This window comes from Serratia sp. B501, from assembly GCF_051172315.1.
GTDB lineage: Bacteria > Pseudomonadota > Gammaproteobacteria > Enterobacterales > Enterobacteriaceae > Serratia > Serratia ureilytica.
Genome location: NZ_JBPIZB010000004.1, coordinates 473,470 through 491,754, shown reverse-complemented (window position 1 = coordinate 491,754; position 18,285 = coordinate 473,470). Strand labels below are relative to the sequence as shown.

At 60.1% G+C, this 18,285-nt stretch carries 15 protein-coding genes and 3 tRNA genes; 17 read left to right on the top strand and 1 reads right to left on the bottom strand.

The window, feature by feature from the left end:
* Window positions 1-142 precede the first annotated feature (142 nt).
* The 4 genes from orn to ACSBQV_RS15895 all read left to right on the top strand — a co-directional run bounded on the left by orn (window position 143) and on the right by ACSBQV_RS15895 (window position 1,228).
* A complete protein-coding gene (gene orn, locus ACSBQV_RS15910; protein ID WP_033641618.1) occupies window positions 143-688 on the top strand; it encodes an oligoribonuclease in 546 nt (181 codons plus the stop codon).
* Between the two features lie 192 nt (window positions 689-880).
* Window positions 881-956: transfer RNA gene (locus tag ACSBQV_RS15905), tRNA-Gly, on the top strand.
* 66 nt (window positions 957-1,022) lie between these two features.
* Window positions 1,023-1,098 (top strand) — tRNA-Gly (locus ACSBQV_RS15900).
* 54 nt (window positions 1,099-1,152) lie between these two features.
* Window positions 1,153-1,228: transfer RNA gene (locus tag ACSBQV_RS15895), tRNA-Gly, on the top strand.
* Between the two features lie 311 nt (window positions 1,229-1,539).
* Here ACSBQV_RS15895 and queG read toward each other — a convergent pair.
* The gene (queG, locus tag ACSBQV_RS15890; protein ID WP_033651499.1) at window positions 1,540-2,679 is read right to left on the bottom strand and encodes a tRNA epoxyqueuosine(34) reductase QueG; all 1,140 of its coding nucleotides are present in this window, start codon (window positions 2,677-2,679) and stop codon (window positions 1,540-1,542) included.
* On the opposite strand from queG, the gene nnr reads away from it, so the two are divergent.
* The 13 genes from nnr to rnr all read left to right on the top strand — a co-directional run bounded on the left by nnr (window position 2,678) and on the right by rnr (window position 18,267).
* On the top strand, window positions 2,678-4,192 hold the full coding sequence (gene nnr, locus ACSBQV_RS15885) for a bifunctional ADP-dependent NAD(P)H-hydrate dehydratase/NAD(P)H-hydrate epimerase (protein WP_434991463.1): 1,515 nt from the start codon (window positions 2,678-2,680) through the stop codon (window positions 4,190-4,192). The two genes, queG and nnr, sit on opposite strands and share 2 nt — an antisense overlap.
* A gap of 10 nt (window positions 4,193-4,202) precedes the next feature.
* Window positions 4,203-4,673 (top strand): tRNA (adenosine(37)-N6)-threonylcarbamoyltransferase complex ATPase subunit type 1 TsaE, encoded by a 471-nt coding sequence (tsaE, locus tag ACSBQV_RS15880; RefSeq protein WP_025305017.1) that lies wholly within the window; start codon window positions 4,203-4,205, stop codon window positions 4,671-4,673.
* Window positions 4,674-4,680: 7 nt separating this feature from the next.
* Window positions 4,681-6,444, top strand: coding sequence for an N-acetylmuramoyl-L-alanine amidase AmiB (gene amiB, locus ACSBQV_RS15875; protein ID WP_434991462.1), 1,764 nt, complete (start codon window positions 4,681-4,683; stop codon window positions 6,442-6,444).
* 22 nt (window positions 6,445-6,466) lie between these two features.
* A complete protein-coding gene (gene mutL, locus ACSBQV_RS15870) occupies window positions 6,467-8,350 on the top strand; it encodes a DNA mismatch repair endonuclease MutL (protein ID WP_099783302.1) in 1,884 nt (627 codons plus the stop codon).
* Window positions 8,343-9,284 (top strand): tRNA (adenosine(37)-N6)-dimethylallyltransferase MiaA, encoded by a 942-nt coding sequence (gene miaA, locus ACSBQV_RS15865; RefSeq protein WP_047025079.1) that lies wholly within the window; start codon window positions 8,343-8,345, stop codon window positions 9,282-9,284. The genes mutL and miaA overlap by 8 nt, the downstream gene beginning before the upstream one ends.
* A gap of 114 nt (window positions 9,285-9,398) precedes the next feature.
* Complete coding sequence (gene hfq, locus ACSBQV_RS15860) at window positions 9,399-9,707, top strand: RNA chaperone Hfq (protein WP_004933678.1); 309 nt, start codon at window positions 9,399-9,401, stop codon at window positions 9,705-9,707.
* Window positions 9,708-9,805: 98 nt separating this feature from the next.
* Window positions 9,806-11,086 (top strand): ribosome rescue GTPase HflX, encoded by a 1,281-nt coding sequence (hflX, locus tag ACSBQV_RS15855; RefSeq protein WP_033641625.1) that lies wholly within the window; start codon window positions 9,806-9,808, stop codon window positions 11,084-11,086.
* A gap of 68 nt (window positions 11,087-11,154) precedes the next feature.
* Entirely contained in the window at window positions 11,155-12,405 is a 1,251-nt protein-coding gene (hflK, locus tag ACSBQV_RS15850; protein ID WP_033641626.1) for an FtsH protease activity modulator HflK, read from the top strand.
* A gap of 3 nt (window positions 12,406-12,408) precedes the next feature.
* Window positions 12,409-13,413, top strand: a complete 1,005-nt coding sequence (gene hflC / locus ACSBQV_RS15845; RefSeq protein ID WP_004933669.1) for a protease modulator HflC — start codon at window positions 12,409-12,411, stop codon at window positions 13,411-13,413.
* A gap of 63 nt (window positions 13,414-13,476) precedes the next feature.
* Window positions 13,477-13,677, top strand: coding sequence for a DUF2065 domain-containing protein (locus ACSBQV_RS15840; protein WP_004933666.1), 201 nt, complete (start codon window positions 13,477-13,479; stop codon window positions 13,675-13,677).
* 98 nt (window positions 13,678-13,775) lie between these two features.
* A complete protein-coding gene (locus ACSBQV_RS15835; protein WP_025159583.1) occupies window positions 13,776-15,074 on the top strand; it encodes an adenylosuccinate synthase in 1,299 nt (432 codons plus the stop codon).
* A gap of 233 nt (window positions 15,075-15,307) precedes the next feature.
* Window positions 15,308-15,733, top strand: coding sequence for a nitric oxide-sensing transcriptional repressor NsrR (gene nsrR, locus ACSBQV_RS15830; protein ID WP_015376391.1), 426 nt, complete (start codon window positions 15,308-15,310; stop codon window positions 15,731-15,733).
* A gap of 59 nt (window positions 15,734-15,792) precedes the next feature.
* Entirely contained in the window at window positions 15,793-18,267 is a 2,475-nt protein-coding gene (rnr, locus tag ACSBQV_RS15825) for a ribonuclease R (protein WP_094143639.1), read from the top strand.
* Window positions 18,268-18,285: the final 18 nt, after the last annotated feature.

The following is an 18,285-nucleotide window of genomic DNA, read 5'->3' as shown; positions in this document are numbered from 1 at the left end:
ATGGCGACCAAAAAGACTATGATACACGCTATTTTATATTAAATAACCGTTGTTAGCCGCCGGCTGCGGCGTGTCGCCATCGGCGGCGGCCGTCGTCTCGTCCGCACAGCGTTTTTCTCTCGGCTTTTAGGCAGGAAACATCATGACAGCAAACGAAAATAACCTGATTTGGATCGATTTGGAGATGACCGGGCTGGATCCCGAGCGTGACCGCATTATCGAGATCGCCACGCTGGTCACCGACGCCAATCTGAACATCCTGGCGGAAGGGCCGGTGATCGCCGTGCACCAATCCGACGAGCAGCTGGCCTTGATGGACGAGTGGAACGTGCGCACCCATACCGGCAGCGGGCTGGTGGAGCGGGTGAAAGCCAGCCGGCAGGACGATCGCGCCGCCGAGCTGGAAACCATCGCCTTCCTGCAGCAATGGGTGCCGGCCGGTAAATCGCCGATCTGCGGCAACAGCGTGGGCCAGGATCGCCGTTTCCTGTTCCGCTACATGCCGGAGCTGGAGGCCTACTTCCATTACCGCTACCTGGACGTCAGCACGCTGAAAGAACTGGCGCGCCGTTGGAAGCCGGAAATTCTCGGCGGCTTTAAGAAGCAGGGCACCCATCAGGCGCTGGATGACATCCGCGAATCGGTGGCCGAACTGGCTTATTACCGCGAGCATTTCATTCAGCTTTAAGGCGATGGCGGCCTCTGCGGGGAAAAAACGCCGTTTTTAGCCGCTTAATTCGCCAATCTGGCGCTTTAATCGGCAATCAAACAAAAATCGCGTTTTTTTGCTTTCAGGGGCTTGCGACAAAAAGGATTTCTCGTATAATGCGCACCCCGTACCGATGAAGAATTTCGTAAAGTTCCACCATCGATACGCCGGGCGGGAATAGCTCAGTTGGTAGAGCACGACCTTGCCAAGGTCGGGGTCGCGAGTTCGAGTCTCGTTTCCCGCTCCAAATTCAACAATGTCGCGATGCGGCATGATGAATAAATAAAGCAGTATCAAGCAGTACCTATGCGACGCGGGAATAGCTCAGTTGGTAGAGCGCAACCTTGCCAAGGTTGAGGTCGCGAGTTCGAGCCTCGTTTCCCGCTCCAAAAATTCAAAGGTCACGCCAGTGTTTGGTGACCGGATGCCAAAAGCATCTCAATGCGGGAATAGCTCAGTTGGTAGAGCACGACCTTGCCAAGGTCGGGGTCGCGAGTTCGAGTCTCGTTTCCCGCTCCAATTTTCTCTTCGTTTCAAACTCAAATCCAACGCCTTATCCGGCGCGGGTTTTTGTCCCGTTTTACACACCTGCTAAAAACGTTGTGAACAGAGTTATCCACAGCCTCTGTACATAAACCCGCCAGCCTGAAAAATCAACGTCATACAAATTAAATATTTATACATTTGATTTATAAGCTTATTTATTTATCCCAAAACGTTATGCCGATCACTTGCTCTTTTTGTTGCAGTTGAAAGACAACGTGTTTTTATTTTTATGCACAAATCCACAGAGTGAGATTTCGGGCGATACGCCCGTGCGGCGCACCCCGTCAGGCATCCCTTGGCAAACCTTTTTCCACAGCCCGTATCAACCGTTTTTTCTGCGCCGTTTGCACCTCGATGCCCTGCGCTTCACGGCGAGCGAGCTGTTGCGCCAGCGCCCAGTGGATATGTTCGTCCAGCATGGCGTCCTGGTCCAAACGCGTGCGCAGCGCGAGCACGATGCTGTCCTCATAAGGCGCATTGCCCAGCGCCACGGCGATATTGCGCAGCCAGCGCAGGTGACCGATGCGGCGTATCGCCGAGCCTTCGGTGATGCGCAGGAATTTTTCTTCCGTCCAACTGAACAGATCGATCAGCTGCGGCGCATGCAGCGCGGCGCGCGGGCTGAAATCGTCTTCGTCGGTGAGTTGCGAAAATCGGTTCCACGGGCAGATCAGCTGGCAGTCGTCGCAGCCGTAGATACGGTTGCCGAGCAGCGGCCGGAATTCCTCCGGGATCGCGCCTTCCAGTTCGATGGTCAGATAGGAAATGCAGCGCCGGGCATCGACGGTGTAGGGCGCGACGATGGCCCCGGTCGGGCAAGTGGTGATGCAGGCGACGCAGCGGCCGCACTGCTCTTCCTGCGGCTGATCCACCGGCAGCGGCAGGTCGATCAGCAGTTCGCCGAGGAAAAACCAGGATCCGGCTTCGCGGTTAAGAATTAGTGAGTGTTTACCAACCCAGCCGATGCCCGCCTTGGCGGCCAGCGCGCGCTCCATGACCGGCGCCGAGTCGACAAAGGGGCGGAAATTCAGTTCGCCGCAGTAGGCCTGGATCTGATCGCCCAACTTTTTCAGGCGCTGACGCAACAGCTTGTGATAATCGCGCCCCAGCGCATAGCGGCTGACGTAGCCCAATTGCGGGTTCTGCAGGGTGCTGGCGAACGCCGCCTTGGCCGGCAGGTAGTTCATGCGCACGCTGATCACCCGCAGCGTGCCCGGCAACAGCTCGTGAGGGCGTGCGCGCAGCATGCCGTGGCGCGCCATCCACTCCATCTCGCCGTGGTACTGTTTGTCGAGCCAGGCCTGCAGCTTCGGCTCTTCCAGGCTGAGATCGGTATCGCAGATGCCAACCTGCTGGAATCCTAGCGATTGCCCCCATTGCTTGATATGTTGGGCGAGTTGATGGAGATCGAGGGGGTGCGTCATGACGGGCCACAGTGAAAAAGCACACGCTGACAGTTTACCACACTCTGTCTGGCCTGCGGATTGGATCCGTCGTTCGGAACCTGCGGCGGCGGCCTCGCTCGGTCTTTCTCTTTACGATTTAATGCTGCGCGCCGGTCAGGCGGCCTACGTACTGGCGCGCGACACTTATCCCTCCTGCAACCACTGGCTGGTGCTCTGTGGCCACGGCAACAACGGCGGCGACGGCTATGTAGTGGCGCGTTTGGCGAAGGCGGCGGGCGTGCAGGTGACGGTGATCACCTGCGAAGGCGCACGCCCTTTGCCGCCGGAGGCCGCAGCGGCCCGCGAGGCCTGGCTGGCCGCCGGCGGCGATATTCTGCCGGCGAACAGCCGCTGGCCGGCGTCCGTCTCTCTTATTATCGACGGTCTGTTAGGCACCGGCCTGGGCAGCGCGCCGCGCGCGCCTTACGATGCGCTGATCGAGGCCGCCAACCGCCATTCGGCGCCGGTGGTGGCGCTCGATATTCCGTCCGGGCTGCTGGCGGAAAGCGGCGCGGCGCCGGGCGCGGTTGTGCGTGCCGCGCATACCGTCACGTTCATCGGCCTCAAGCCGGGTTTGCTGACCGGGCAGGCGCGCGACTGGGTCGGGCAACTTCATCAGAATACGCTAGGCTTAACGGATTGGTTGGCGAAGCAACCGGAACAGATTCAGCGGCTTACCGCCGAGGCGTTGCCGCGCTGGCTGCATCCGCGGCGCCCCTGCGCCCATAAGGGCGAGCATGGCCGTCTGCTGCTGGTGGGCGGCGACCGCGGATTCGGCGGCGCCATTCGCATGGCGGCGGAAGCGGCGCTGCGCAGCGGGGCTGGATTGGTGCGAGTGCTTACTCACATTGAGCACGTCGCGTCGCTGCTGGCGGCCAGGCCGGAGTTGATGGCGCAGGCGCTGGACGAGACGACCTTGCGGCAGGCGATGCAATGGGCGGACGTGCTGGTGATTGGCCCGGGGCTGGGCCAGGCTGAGTGGGGCAAAAACGCCTTGAACGTGCTGCAAACCAGCGATAAACCGGCCTTGTGGGACGCCGATGCGCTGAACTTGCTGGCATTAAATCCCGAGAAACGGCAGAATCGCGTGATGACTCCGCATCCCGGAGAGGCGGCGCGGCTGTTGAGCTGCAGCACTGCCGACATCGAGAGTGATCGCTTACTTGCCGTGCGTAACTTGACGGCGCGCTACGGCGGCGTGGCGGTGCTGAAAGGCGCCGGCACGCTGATCGCCGATGAGCAGGGCCAGATGGCGATCGCCGACGTCGGCAACGCCGGCATGGCCTCCGGCGGCATGGGCGATGTGCTGTCGGGCATCATCGGCGGTTTGCTGGCGCAAAAGCTCTCGCTGTATGATGCCGCCTGTGCGGGCTGCGTCGTACACGGCGCGGCCGGCGATCGCGTAGCGGAAAGACAAGGAACAAGAGGCATGTTGGCGACCGATTTACTGCCGGACATCCTTCATTTCGTTAACCCTGAGTGGGCAAAATAGACTTTATCGAATGAAAGAACTCGTTTTACCTCTGCCGGACGAGGCAGCGACTGTCGCTTTGGGCACCACTTTGGCCAAGGCCTGCGATCGCGCCAGCGTCATCTATCTCTACGGCGACCTGGGCGCCGGTAAAACCACCTTCAGCCGTGGCTTCCTGCAGGCGTTGGGGCATCAGGGCAATGTCAAAAGCCCGACCTACACGCTGGTGGAGCCCTATGCCTTGCAGCCCTTGGCGGTATATCACTTCGATCTGTATCGCCTGGCCGATCCGGAAGAGCTTGAATTTATGGGCATTCGCGATTACTTCGCGCAAGACGCCATCTGCCTGGTCGAATGGCCGCAGCAGGGCACCGGCGTGCTGCCGGAGCCGGATCTGGCGCTGCACCTCAGCTATCAGGGCGAGGGGCGAGAGGCGAAGATCGAGGCGATTTCTGCTTACGGCAGCCAGCTGTTAGACCGTATTCATGGATCACAGGGATGATGCTGCAATGACGCATGCGTTGAAAAAATTTGCGGTCATCATGCTGATCGCCGTGCTGGGGTCGCTCGGCGCGTTGAACGCGCTGGCGGCGTCCTCGCTGTCCGATATCAAAGTGTCCAACGCCCAGCGCGAAGCGACGGTGTCGGTGAGCTTCAATGGCCCGCCGGACTACGCGTTTTTCCCGCTGCACGGCCCGGAGCGCGTGGTGCTGGACGTCAACCAGAAAGGCAAGGTCGGCGGGCTGCCGCTCAATTTCAGCGGCCAAAACCTGGTGAAAAGCATTCGCTCCAGCGCGCCGAAAGACGCTCAGAGCGTGCGCCTGGTGTTTGATCTGACTCAGCGCGCTAAAACCCGCGTCTCCACCCGCCAGAACGGCGGCGTGCACACCGTGGTATTCACCCTTACGGCCGAAGGCGGCGTCAATACCGTGGCGCGTAAAGCGCCGGTCCAAACGCCTGCGCCGGTCGCGGTGCGTGAAGCGCCGGAGCCGCCGCTGCGCAAAGCGCCGACGGGATCGAATCCCTTTACCAATAAACAGAGCGTGGTCGCGGGCACCGCCACTGAGGTGACGCCGCGCAGCAGCCGCGTTTCCGCCGGTTCCGGCGATCGGGTGGTGGTGGCGATCGACGCCGGCCACGGCGGCCAGGATCCGGGCGCCATCGGCCCGAGCGGGTTGAAAGAAAAGAATGTCACCATCGCCATCGCGCGCCGCCTGCAGGCGATGCTGGACGCCGATCCGCAGTTCAAGCCGGTGCTGACGCGTAACGGCGACTACTTCATCTCGGTGATGGGGCGCTCCGACGTTGCGCGTAAACAGGGCGCCAACGTACTGGTCTCCATCCACGCCGACGCCGCGCCAAACCGCAGCGCCAGCGGGGCTTCCGTCTGGGTGCTGTCCAATCGCCGCGCCAACAGCGAAATGGCCGGTTGGCTCGAACAGCATGAGAAGCAGTCCGAGCTGCTCGGCGGCGCCGGCGACTTGCTGGCCAACAGCCAGGCCGACCCTTATCTGAGCCAGGCGGTGCTGGATCTGCAGTTCGGCCACTCGCAGCGCGTTGGCTACGATGTGGCGGTGAAGGTGCTGCAGCAGCTGCAGAGCGTCGGATCGTTGCATAAACGCCGGCCGGAACACGCCAGCCTGGGCGTGCTGCGTTCGCCGGATATTCCATCGCTGCTGGTGGAAACAGGATTTATCAGTAATAGCACGGAGGAGCGGCTGCTGGGCAGTAGCGCGTATCAGGAGAAGATTGCCAAGGCCATTCATAACGGCCTGCGCAGCTACTTCCTGGCGCATCCGCTGCAAGCCGACCCAAAGGTGGAAAACCGACCGCTGGACGTCGCAGCGGCGGTTAACACTTCAACACCAGACGTGCGCCAGCCTGAGCCTATCGTCAGCTCGGCCGGCGCGAGCCGCAGCGTAAGCGGCAAGACCCAGATCCACGTGGTGAAACGGGCGGAGACGCTGTCCGGCATCGCCGACAGCTACGGCACGACCATGGCGGCGCTGCGGGATCTGAACAAACTGAAGAAAGACGGCGTGTGGGTCGGGCAACGCCTGAAGGTGCCGGCGGGGAAAACCGCCGCCGTCACCGCCGTCGCCAAAGCGAAAACGCCGGCGAAGAAGCCGTCTAAACATAAAGTGGCCCGCGGGGACACGCTGTCCTCCATCGCTTCTCGCTACGGAGTCAGCGTCGGCGATTTGAAACGGGTCAATAATCTGAAGTCGGACGTCGCGCCGCTGGATCGGACGCTGACCATTCCGCAGGCCTAGCGCCACCGCTACAGGAGTCAGCATGCCTATCCAGGTGTTACCGCCACAGCTCGCCAACCAGATCGCCGCCGGAGAGGTGGTCGAACGCCCCGCGTCGGTCGTCAAAGAGCTGGTGGAAAACAGCCTGGACGCCGGTGCGACGCGCATCGATATCGATATCGAACGCGGCGGCGCCAAGTTGATCCGCATTCGCGACAACGGCTGCGGCATCGGCAAGGACGATCTGGCGCTGGCGCTGGCGCGGCACGCCACCAGTAAAATCAGCACGCTCGACGACCTGGAAGCGATCGTCAGCCTCGGTTTTCGCGGCGAAGCGCTGGCCAGCATCAGCTCGGTTTCCCGTTTGACCCTGACGTCGCGCACAGCAGACCAGAGCGAAGCGTGGCAAGCCTATGCCGAAGGGCGCGAGCAGGCGGTGACGGTCAAACCCGCCGCGCACCCGGTCGGCAGCACGCTGGAAGTGCTGGATCTGTTTTACAACACCCCGGCGCGCCGCAAGTTCATGCGCACCGAGAAAACCGAGTTCGGCCATATCGATGAAGTGGTGCGGCGCATCGCGCTGGCGCGCTTCGATGTGGCGATCAACCTCAGCCACAACGGCAAACTGATCCGCCAATATCGGGCGGCGAAGGAAGAAAGCCAGCACGAGCGCCGTTTGGGCAGCATCTGCGGCCCGGCGTTTTTGCAGCATGCGCTGAACATCGACTGGCAGCATGGCGATCTGAGCATCCGCGGTTGGGTGGCGGATCCGGACGGGGCGCGCCAGCTGGGTGAAATGCAGTATTGCTACGTCAACAGCCGCATGATGCGCGATCGCTTGATCAACCACGCCATTCGTCAGGCCTATCAGGATCAGTTGAAAGACGATCAGCAGCCCGCTTACGTGTTGTATCTGGAGGTGGATCCGCACCAGGTGGACGTCAACGTTCATCCCGCCAAGCACGAGGTGCGTTTCCATCAGGCGCGGCTGGTGCACGATTTTATCTACCAGGCGGTGACCACGGTGCTGCAACAGGCCGGGCAGACGCCGTCGCTGCCGCTGGCGGAAACGCCTGACGAGGCGCCTGCGCCGGTCTGGCAGCAGGAAAACCGCGTCGCCGCCGGCGGCAACCATTTTTCACAGCCGGCGCCGCGTCGCGAAACGCCGCCACCGGCCGGCGCTGCCCGCGAGCGCGCGCCGCAGCCCGGTTGGCAAACGGCGGGCGGTTACCAGAAACGCGAAGGCGAGCTGTACGGCAAACTGATGCGGCCTGCCGCCGAGCCGCAGGCTGAGGCCGCGCCGGAAGCCCCGAGTCGGCCGCCGCTGTTCCCACCGGTGAAAGCCGCCGTGGAAACGCCGTTGGCGAGCGGGCAACACAGCTTTGGTCGGGTGCTGATGATCCATCCGCCGTGCTACGCACTGATTGAACAGCGCCAGCAGCCGGCGTTGCTCAACCTGACGGTGGCCGAGCGCTGGCTGCGCCAGGCGCAGCTCAATCCGCCGACGGAAGGGCTGCGGCCGCAGCCGCTGCTGATCCCAGTCAAGCTGACGTTGGACAAGAACGAAGCGGCGGCCATCGCGCGGCATCAGGCGCTGCTGACGATGATGGGGCTGGATTTGCAGACGGATCACGGTCGTGTGACGCTGCGCGCAGTGCCTTTACCATTACGCCAACAAAATTTACAAAAACTGATACCCGAACTGTTAGGCTATCTGGCTGAGCATCAGGAGATGTCGCCCGCGGTGTTGGCCACCTGGCTCGCTCGCCGTCTCGGCAGCGAACATGAACAGTGGAACACCTCGCAAGCGATACAATTGCTGACCGACGTTGAACGACTTTGCCCGCAGCTGGTCAAATCGCCACCGAGCGGACTTTTACAACCCGTTGATTTACAGGCCGCACTGGCGGCCCTCAAGCATGACTGAAACTGAAATGACATCACGTCCCCCGGCTATTTTCATTATGGGGCCGACCGCCTCGGGCAAGACCGCGCTGGCGATCGCGCTGCGCGAGCGCCTGCCGGTGGAACTGATCAGCGTCGATTCCGCGCTGATTTATCGCGGCATGGATATCGGCACCGCCAAGCCGAGCGCCGAAGAATTGGCGCAGGCGCCGCATCGGCTGATCGATATTCGCGATCCCGCCGAAGCTTACTCGGCTGCAGAGTTCCGCGCCGATGCGCTGAAAGAGATGGCCGATATCACCGCCGCCGGCCGCATTCCGCTGTTGGTGGGCGGCACCATGTTGTATTTCAAGGCGTTGCTGGAAGGATTGTCGCCGTTGCCGTCCGCCGATCCCGCGGTGCGCGAGCGCATCGAACGGCAAGCGGCGGAGCAGGGCTGGGAGGCGCTGCATCGTCAGTTACAGGCGATCGATCCGGTCGCGGCAGTGAGAATTCATCCGAATGATCCGCAGAGACTGTCCAGAGCACTGGAAGTTTTTTTTATTTCGGGTAAAACTTTAACGGAACTGACTAAAATTTCGGGTGAATCGTTACCGTATCAAGTTCACCAATTTGCGATAGCGCCGACCAGCCGTGAGTTGATCCATCAACGCATCGAGCTGCGGTACCATCAAATGTTGGCGGCGGGTTTTGAGACGGAAGCGCGTGCACTTTTCGCACGGGGTGATTTGCATACGGACTTGCCCTCCATTCGCTGTGTCGGTTACCGCCAGATGTGGTCATACTTGTCTGGTGAAATTAGTTACGATGAGATGGTTTATCGTGGTATTTGCGCAACACGTCAGTTGGCTAAACGCCAGATGACCTGGTTACGGGGTTGGGAGTCGGTCCATTGGTTGGACAGTGAAAAGCCGGGAGAGGCTTTGGACTCGGTGACACAGGTTGTTAGTGCATAGGTTGGGTGATTGTGTACAATTGCTGAGTATTCAGCGCGCAAATTTTTTACGTCGTTTATTTTAGAGCCGACAGGTTCTTAGTTACAAACAACAAGCAAATAAGGAAAAGATAGAATGGCTAAGGGGCAATCTTTGCAAGATCCGTTCCTGAACGCATTGCGTCGTGAACGTGTTCCGGTTTCTATTTATTTGGTGAATGGTATTAAGCTGCAAGGCCAGATTGAGTCTTTTGACCAGTTTGTCATCCTGTTGAAGAACACGGTTAGCCAGATGGTGTACAAGCACGCTATCTCTACCGTTGTCCCGTCACGCCCGGTCTCGCATCACAGCAACAATCCGAGCGGCGGTTCAAGCAACTATCACCATGGTAACAATCCGTCTGCGCAGCAACAGCCGCAGCAGGAAAGCGATGACGCTGAATAAAGCGCGTTGCAAGTCAACCATGACGGGGAGCATAAGCAGCCGCGTGCTGTTTATGTCCCCCAAACTCACGGTGAGTGTCCGTTTGAGAGGTTGCACGCTTGTTTGACCGTTATGAAGCCGGTGAGCAGGCCGTACTGGTTCATATCTATTTCTCGCAAGACAAAGATACGGAAGATCTCAGCGAGTTCGAATCGCTGGTCTCCTCAGCCGGTGTCGAAGCTTTGCAAGTGGTGACTGGTAGCCGCAAAGCCCCGCATCCGAAGTACTTTGTCGGCGAAGGAAAGGCCGAAGAAATTGCAGATGCGGTGAAAGCCAGCGGCGCGTCTGTTGTCCTGTTTGATCATTCCCTTTCCCCGGCGCAGGAAAGAAACCTCGAGCGCCTGTGCGAATGCCGGGTGATCGATCGCACCGGGCTGATTTTAGACATTTTCGCCCAGCGTGCCCGCACCCATGAAGGTAAGCTGCAGGTGGAGCTGGCGCAGCTGCGTCACATCGCCACGCGTCTGGTACGCGGCTGGACGCACCTGGAGCGGCAAAAAGGGGGGATAGGCCTGCGCGGGCCGGGGGAAACCCAGCTTGAGACCGACCGTCGCCTGTTACGCGATCGCATCAGCTTGATTCTGCGCCGCCTGGAGCGGGTAGAGAAGCAGCGTGAACAAGGCCGACGCGCGCGGACCCGCGCCGATGTGCCGACCGTATCGCTGGTGGGCTATACCAACGCCGGCAAATCCACCCTGTTTAACCGAATAACGTCTGCCGAGGTGTATGCGGCGGACCAGCTATTTGCCACCCTGGATCCTACGTTGCGGCGCATTGACGTGCCGGACGTGGGGGATACCGTGTTGGCGGATACCGTAGGCTTTATCCGGCACCTGCCGCACGATCTGGTGGCCGCCTTCAAGGCGACGCTGCAGGAGACGCGCCAGGCCTCTTTGCTGCTGCACGTCATTGACGCGGCGGATCCGCGCGTCGACGAGAACATCGACGCGGTGAACACCGTGCTGGCGGAGATAGACTCGGATGAAATCCCTACACTGTTAGTGATGAACAAAATAGATATGCTGGACGATTTTGTGCCGCGTATCGACCGCAACGATGAAAACCTGCCGATCCGGGTGTGGCTGTCCGCCGCCAGCGGAGAGGGTATTCCGTTGCTGTATCAGGCGTTGACGGAGCGCTTATCGGGGGAGATCGCGCATTACGAATTGCGCTTACCGCCACGGGCAGGCCGTCTTCGCAGCCGTTTTTACCAGCTTCAGGCGATTGAAAAAGAGTGGAACGAAGAGGACGGCAGCATTGGCGTGGTGGTGCGAATGCCGATCGTCGAATGGCGTCGTCTCTGCAAGCAAGAACAGGACCTGATTGACTTTATCGTATGATCATATCCTGTTACATTTATGCTTCGCGAAAGCCTGAAGTACCCAATCACAGAATATGGAGCTAAAACATGGCGTGGAATCAGCCCGGTAATAACGGACAGGACCGCGACCCGTGGGGGAGCAGCAATAACAATGGCGGCAACTCTGGCGGTAACAACAAAGGCGGTCGTGATCAAGGGCCACCTGATTTGGATGATATCTTCCGCAAACTGAGCAAGAAATTGAGCGGTTTTGGCGGAGGCAAAGGCTCCAACAGCAATAGCGGCGGCACCGGGGCCTCCGGCCCGGGTTTCAGCGGCCGCATTATCGGTATCGCGGCGGTTGCCGTGGTGGTGATCTGGGCCGCCAGCGGCTTCTACACCATCAAGGAAGCCGAGCGCGGCGTCGTGACGCGTTTCGGTAAGTTCAGCCACCTGGTGCAGCCGGGCCTGAACTGGAAGCCGACCTTCATCGACGACGTGCGCCCGGTGAACGTGGAATCCGTGCGTGAGCTGGCGGCGTCCGGCGTGATGCTGACCTCCGATGAAAACGTGGTGCGCGTGGAAATGAACGTACAGTACCGCGTGACCAATCCGGAAGCGTACCTGTTCAGCGTCGTCAATGCCGACGACAGCCTGAGCCAGGCGACCGACAGCGCCCTGCGCGGCGTGATCGGCAAATACTCGATGGATCGCATCCTGACCGAAGGCCGTACCGTGGTGCGTAACGATACGCAGCGCATGCTGGAAGAGACCATTCGTCCTTACAACATGGGCATCACGCTGCTGGACGTCAACTTCCAGGCGGCGCGTCCGCCGGAAGAGGTGAAGGCGTCGTTCGACGATGCGATCGCCGCGCGTGAGAACGAGCAGCAATACATCCGTGAAGCGGAAGCTTACGCCAACGAAGTTCAGCCGCGTGCGAACGGCCAGGCGCAGCGTCTGCTGGAAGACTCCAAGGCTTATAAAGACCGCACCGTCCTGGAAGCTCAGGGTGAGGTGGCGCGCTTTGCCAAGCTGTTGCCGGAATACAAGTCCGCACCGCAGATCACCCGCGAGCGTCTGTATATCGAAACCATGGAAAAAGTGCTGGGCCATACCCGTAAGGTGTTGGTGAGCGACAAAGGCAACAACCTGATGGTGCTGCCGCTGGATCAGATGCTGCGCGGCCAAGGCGCGGCGACGGAGAGCGGCAACAAGGATACCAGCCTGATTCGCCTCAATCCGAATCCAGCGCCGGCTGCCAACAGCAGCACCCCGCGCACCAGCAGCGGATCGGTTATGGATCAGCGCCGGGCGAATGCGCAGCGTGACGACACCACTCGCGTAGGGAGAGAGTAATCAATGCGTAAGTCTTTTGTAGTTATTGTCCTCGCGGTGCTGGTGGTGCTGTACGCTTCGCTGTTCGTAGTGCAGGAAGGCCAGCGCGGCATCGTGCTGCGCTTCGGCAAGGTGCTGCGCGACGGCGAAAACAAGCCGCTGGTGTATGCGCCGGGTCTGCACCTCAAGATCCCGTTCATTGAGACCGTGAAGAACCTGGATGCGCGTATCCAGACCATGGACAACCAGGCCGATCGCTTCGTGACCAGCGAGAAGAAAGACCTGATCGTTGACTCCTATCTGAAGTGGCGCATCAGCGACTTCAGCCGCTACTATCTGGCGACCGGCGGCGGCGACGTCTCCCAGGCCGAAGTGCTGCTGAAGCGTAAGTTCAGCGACCGTCTGCGTTCCGAAATCGGCCGCCTGGACGTGAAAGACATCGTGACCGACTCGCGCGGCAAGCTGATGTCTGACGTGCGTGACGCGCTGAACACCGGCACCGTGGGTGACGGCGAAGAAGTGGCGACCACCGAAGCCGATGACGCTATCGCCTCTGCGGCGGCGCGCGTTGAGCGGGAAACCACCGGCAAACAGCCGCAGGTGAACCCGAACAGCATGGCGGCGTTGGGCATCGAAGTGATCGACGTGCGTATCAAGCAGATCAACCTGCCGGCCGAAGTCTCCGACGCCATCTACCAGCGTATGCGCGCCGAGCGTGAAGCGGTAGCCCGTCGCCTGCGCTCGCAGGGCCAGGAAGAAGCCGAGAAACTGCGCGCCAGCGCGGACTACGAAGTGACCCGTACCCTGGCGGAAGCCGAGCGTCAGGCGCGTATCACCCGTGGTGAAGGCGATGCTGAAGCAGCCAAGCTGTTCGCCAACGCGTTCAGCCAGGATCCGGACTTCTATGCCTTTATCCGCAGCCTGCGTGCCTATGAAGCCAGCTTCAAGGACAACCAGGACGTGCTGGTACTGAGCCCGGACAGCGATTTCTTCCGCTACATGAAGTCGCCTGATACCCTGCGCAAATAAGCGCGGCAGGCAATCTGATCGAGGGCCCGTTTTCGCGGGCCCTTTCTCGTTTTTGGGGGATGCATGAACTCAACGATTTGGCTGGCGCTCGGGCTGGTCCTGGTGCTGGAAGGACTGGGGCCGATGCTGTTTCCGCAGGCCTGGCGCAAAATGATTGTGGCGATGTCGCAGTTGCCGGACGCGACGCTGCGGCGATTTGGCGGTGGAATAGTGGTTGCGGGCTGCGTGATCTACTACATGTTGAGCGGCCGCACGGGTCTTTAAAGTCTAGCCCAAAATTTATGCAATCGTATGCTAAAAGTGCTGAAAATCGAAAATTACGGTGGTAGAATCCATTTTTAAGCAATCGGTGATTTTGAAAAATGGGTAAGAACGTCGTCGTACTGGGCACCCAATGGGGTGACGAAGGTAAAGGCAAGGTTGTAGACCTGCTGACTGAACGGGCTCAATATGTTGTGCGCTACCAAGGTGGCCATAACGCTGGCCACACTCTGGTAATCAACGGTGAAAAAACCGTTCTTCATTTAATTCCTTCAGGTATTCTGCGTGAAAACGTCACCAGCATCATCGGCAACGGTGTTGTTCTGGCGCCGGACGCATTGATGAAAGAAATGGGTGAACTCGAAGCGCGTGGCATCCCGGTACGCGAACGTCTGTTACTCTCTGAAGCTTGCCCGTTGATCCTGCCTTACCACGTTGCGTTGGATAACGCGCGTGAGAAAGCGCGCGGCGCGAAAGCGATCGGCACCACCGGTCGCGGCATCGGCCCGGCTTACGAAGATAAAGTGGCTCGTCGCGGTCTGCGCGTCGGCGATCTGTTCAACAAAGAAACCTTCGCCGTTAAGCTGAAAGAGATCGTCGATTACCACAACTTCCAACTGGTCAACTACTACAAAGTTGAAGCCGTCGATTATCAGGCGACGCTGGACTACGTGCTGTCTATCGCCGATATCCTGACCGCGATGGTGGTTGACGTTTCCGAACTGCTGGACGGCGCGCGCAAGCGTGGCGATCTGATCATGTTCGAAGGCGCTCAGGGCACCCTGCTGGATATCGACCACGGTACTTACCCGTATGTGACCTCTTCCAACACCACTGCCGGCGGCGTGGCTACCGGTTCCGGCATCGGCCCGCGTTATGTGGACTACGTGCTGGGCATCGTGAAAGCCTACTCCACTCGCGTGGGTGCAGGCCCGTTCCCAACCGAGCTGTTCGATGAAACCGGCGAGTACCTGTGCAAGCAGGGTAACGAGTTCGGCGCCACCACCGGCCGTCGTCGTCGTACCGGCTGGCTGGACGCGGTAGCGGTGCGTCGCGCGGTGCAGATCAACTCCCTGTCCGGCTTCTGCCTGACCAAACTGGACGTCCTGGACGGCCTGAAAGAAGTGAAGATCTGCGTGGGTTACCGCATGCCGGACGGCCGTGAAGTGGACACCACTCCGCTGGCGGCTGAAGGCTGGGAAGGCATTGAGCCTATCTACGAAACCATGCCGGGCTGGAGCGAAACCACCTTTGGCGTGAAAGAGCACAGCAAGCTGCCTCAGGCTGCGCTGAACTACATCAAGCGCATCGAAGAAGTGACCGGCGTACCGGTAGACATCATCTCTACCGGCCCGGATCGCAGCGAAACCATGATCCTGCGCGACCCGTTCGACGCATAATCAGGCTTTGCGGCATTAAACAAACCGGGCGCGTCCCGGTTTGTTTTTATCCTGACTCCCTCCGATTGCGGTTTCACGTCAAAAAATCCTTTCATAAACCCGCCTTAAGGCGCGGGATTCGCTAAATAATTAGCGACGAACTCTCCGGCTGGTTTATTATCCAATGAGTAATCTTTTGAATAGCGCCGAAAAGCGGCGTATCAGACGGGTAAAGTCATACCCAGAGGTAAGATGTGCAGTTAACAAGTTTTACTGATTATGGTCTGCGGGCGTTGATCTACATGGCCTCGTTGCCGCAGGACAAGATGACCAGTATCTCGGAAGTGACCGAGGTGTATGGCGTGTCTCGCAACCATATGGTGAAGATCATCAATCAGTTGAGCCGGGTCGGTTTTGTCACGGCGGTGCGCGGCAAGCATGGCGGCATCCGTTTGGGCAAACCGGCCGAGAGCATTCGCCTCGGCGATGTCGTGCGGGCGCTGGAGCCGCTTGCGCTGGTTAACTGCAGCAGCGAGTTTTGCCACATCACCCCTGCCTGCCGATTGAAGCAGGTGCTCCAACAGGGCGTACAGAATTTCCTTGAAGAGCTGGATAAGCATACGTTGGCCGACATGGTCGAAGACAATCCGCCGCTCTACAAGCTATTGCTTGTCGAATAAAACGACGTTGAGAAGACAAGGCTCAACGTCATCCTGCTGATGACAACGGAGGAACCGCAATGTCACAAGATCCATTCCTGGAACGAGAAGCAGAAAAATACGAATCTCCCATTCCCAGCCGTGAATATATCCTGGCCCATTTGGCGAAACGAGAAACGCCGGCCAGCCGCGAAGAACTGGGCAACGAATTGGGCCTCAGCGGCGAAGAACAGCTGGAAGCGCTGCGCCGCCGCCTGCGCGCCATGGAGCGCGATGGCCAGTTAGTGTTTACCCGCCGCCAGTGCTACGCGCTGCCGGAGCGTTTGGACCTGCTGCGCGGCACGGTGATCGGCCACCGCGACGGCTATGGCTTCCTGCGCGTTGAAGGCAGCAAAGACGATCTGTATCTGTCCGCCGAACAGATGAAAATGGCGATCCACGGTGACGTGGTGCTGGCGCAGGCGCTGGGCGCGGATCGCAAAGGGCGTCGCGAAGCGCGCATCGTGCGCGTGCTGGTGCCGAAAACCAGCCAGATCGTCGGTCGCTTCTTCATGGATGCCGGTACCGGCTTCGTGGTGCCGGACGACAGCCGTCTGAGCTTCGATATTCTGATCCCGGCGGACAGCGTCAGCGGCGCGCGCATGGGGTATATGGTGGTGGTGGAGCTGACTCAACGCCCAACCCGCCGCACCAAAGCGGTCGGCAAGATCGTCGAGATCCTCGGCGACAAAATGGGCACCAGCATGGCGGTGGATATCGCGCTGCGCACCCATGAGATCCCGCATACCTGGCCACCGCAGGTGGAAAAGCAGGTGGCCGATCTCAGCGAACAGGTGCCGGAAGCGGCCAAGAAGGGCCGCGTCGATCTGCGCAAGCTGCCGTTGGTCACCATCGACGGTGAAGACGCGCGCGACTTCGATGATGCCGTGTACTGCGAGAAAAAACGCGGCGGCGGCTGGCGCCTGTGGGTCGCGATCGCCGACGTCAGCTACTATGTGCGTCCACGCACCGCGCTGGACGACGAAGCGCGCAGCCGCGGCAACTCGGTGTATTTCCCGTCGCAGGTGATCCCGATGCTGCCGGAAGTGCTGTCCAACGGGCTGTGCTCCCTGAACCCGCAGGTCGATCGCCTGTGCATGGTGTGCGAGATGACCATCTCCGCCCAGGGGCGCCTGTCCACGGCCAAGTTCTACGAGGCGGTGATGAGCTCCCACGCCCGCCTGACCTACAACAAGGTGTGGCACATTCTGCAGGGCGATCAGGAGCTGCGCGAGCATTACCACCCGCTGGTCAAGCACCTGGAAGAGCTGCACGCCATGTACAAGGTGCTGGATAAGGCGCGCGCCGAGCGCGGCGGCATCGCGTTTGAAACCGAAGAAGCCAAATTCATCTTCAACGCCGAACGCCGCATCGAGCGCGTGGAGCCGACGGTGCGCAACGACGCCCACAAGCTGATCGAAGAGTGCATGATCATGGCCAACGTGGCGGCTGCGCGCTTCGTCGAGAAACGCAACGAGCCGGCGCTGTACCGCGTGCACGATCGTCCGAGCGATGACCACATCTCCGCGCTGCGCAGCGTGCTGAGCGAGCTGGGGCTGACGCTGGGCGGCGGCAACAAGCCGCAGCCGAAGGACTATGCGGTGCTGATGGATGAAGTGTCCGAGCGCCCTGACCACGAAATGCTGCAAACCATGTTGCTGCGCTCGATGAAGCAGGCGATTTACGATCCGGAAAACCGCGGCCACTTCGGCCTGGCGCTGGCCTCTTACGGCCACTTCACCTCGCCGATCCGCCGTTATCCGGATCTGGCGTTGCACCGCGCGATCAAATACCAGCTGGCCAAAGAGCATGGCGAGCCGAAAGAGCGCTGGACGCCGACCGGCGGCTGGCACAGCGAATTCGAAGAGATGCTGCAGCTGGGTGAACACTGTTCGATGACCGAGCGCCGCGCGGACGAAGCGACGCGCAACGTCGCCGACTGGCTGAAGTGCGACTTCATGCAGGATCACGTCGGTGAAGTGTTCAGCGGCATTATCTCCAGCGTGACCGGCTTCGGCTTCTTCGTGCGCCTGAACGATCTGTTCATCGACGGGCTGGTGCACGTATCAACGCTGGATAATGATTACTATCGCTACGATAATATCGGCCAGCGCCTGATCGGCGAGTCTTCCGGCACGGTCTATCGCCTGGGGGATACGGTGGAGATCCGCGTGGATGCGGTGCATATGGACGAGCGCAAGATCGACTTCGCGCTGGTGTCCAGCACCCGCAAAGCGCGCGGTGAAGGCAAAACCGAGCGCGATCGCGCCAAGAAGGGCGGCCAGCGCACGCTGCGCGACAATGGTAGCGCGGGGCGCGGCAAGCGCCGCGGCGGCAAACCGCCGGCCAACTTCGAGCCGGACAGCGCCTTCCGTAAGCAGGATGACGCCAAGCCCGCGGACAACGTGAAGAAGGCGAAAAAGAAAGCCAAGAAAGCGTCCGACAAAACGCGGAAAATCGCGGCGGCGACCAAAGCCAAACGCGCAGCCAAGAAGAAAGGTGCCGAGCAGGCTTAACCTGCCGCACATCGTTAC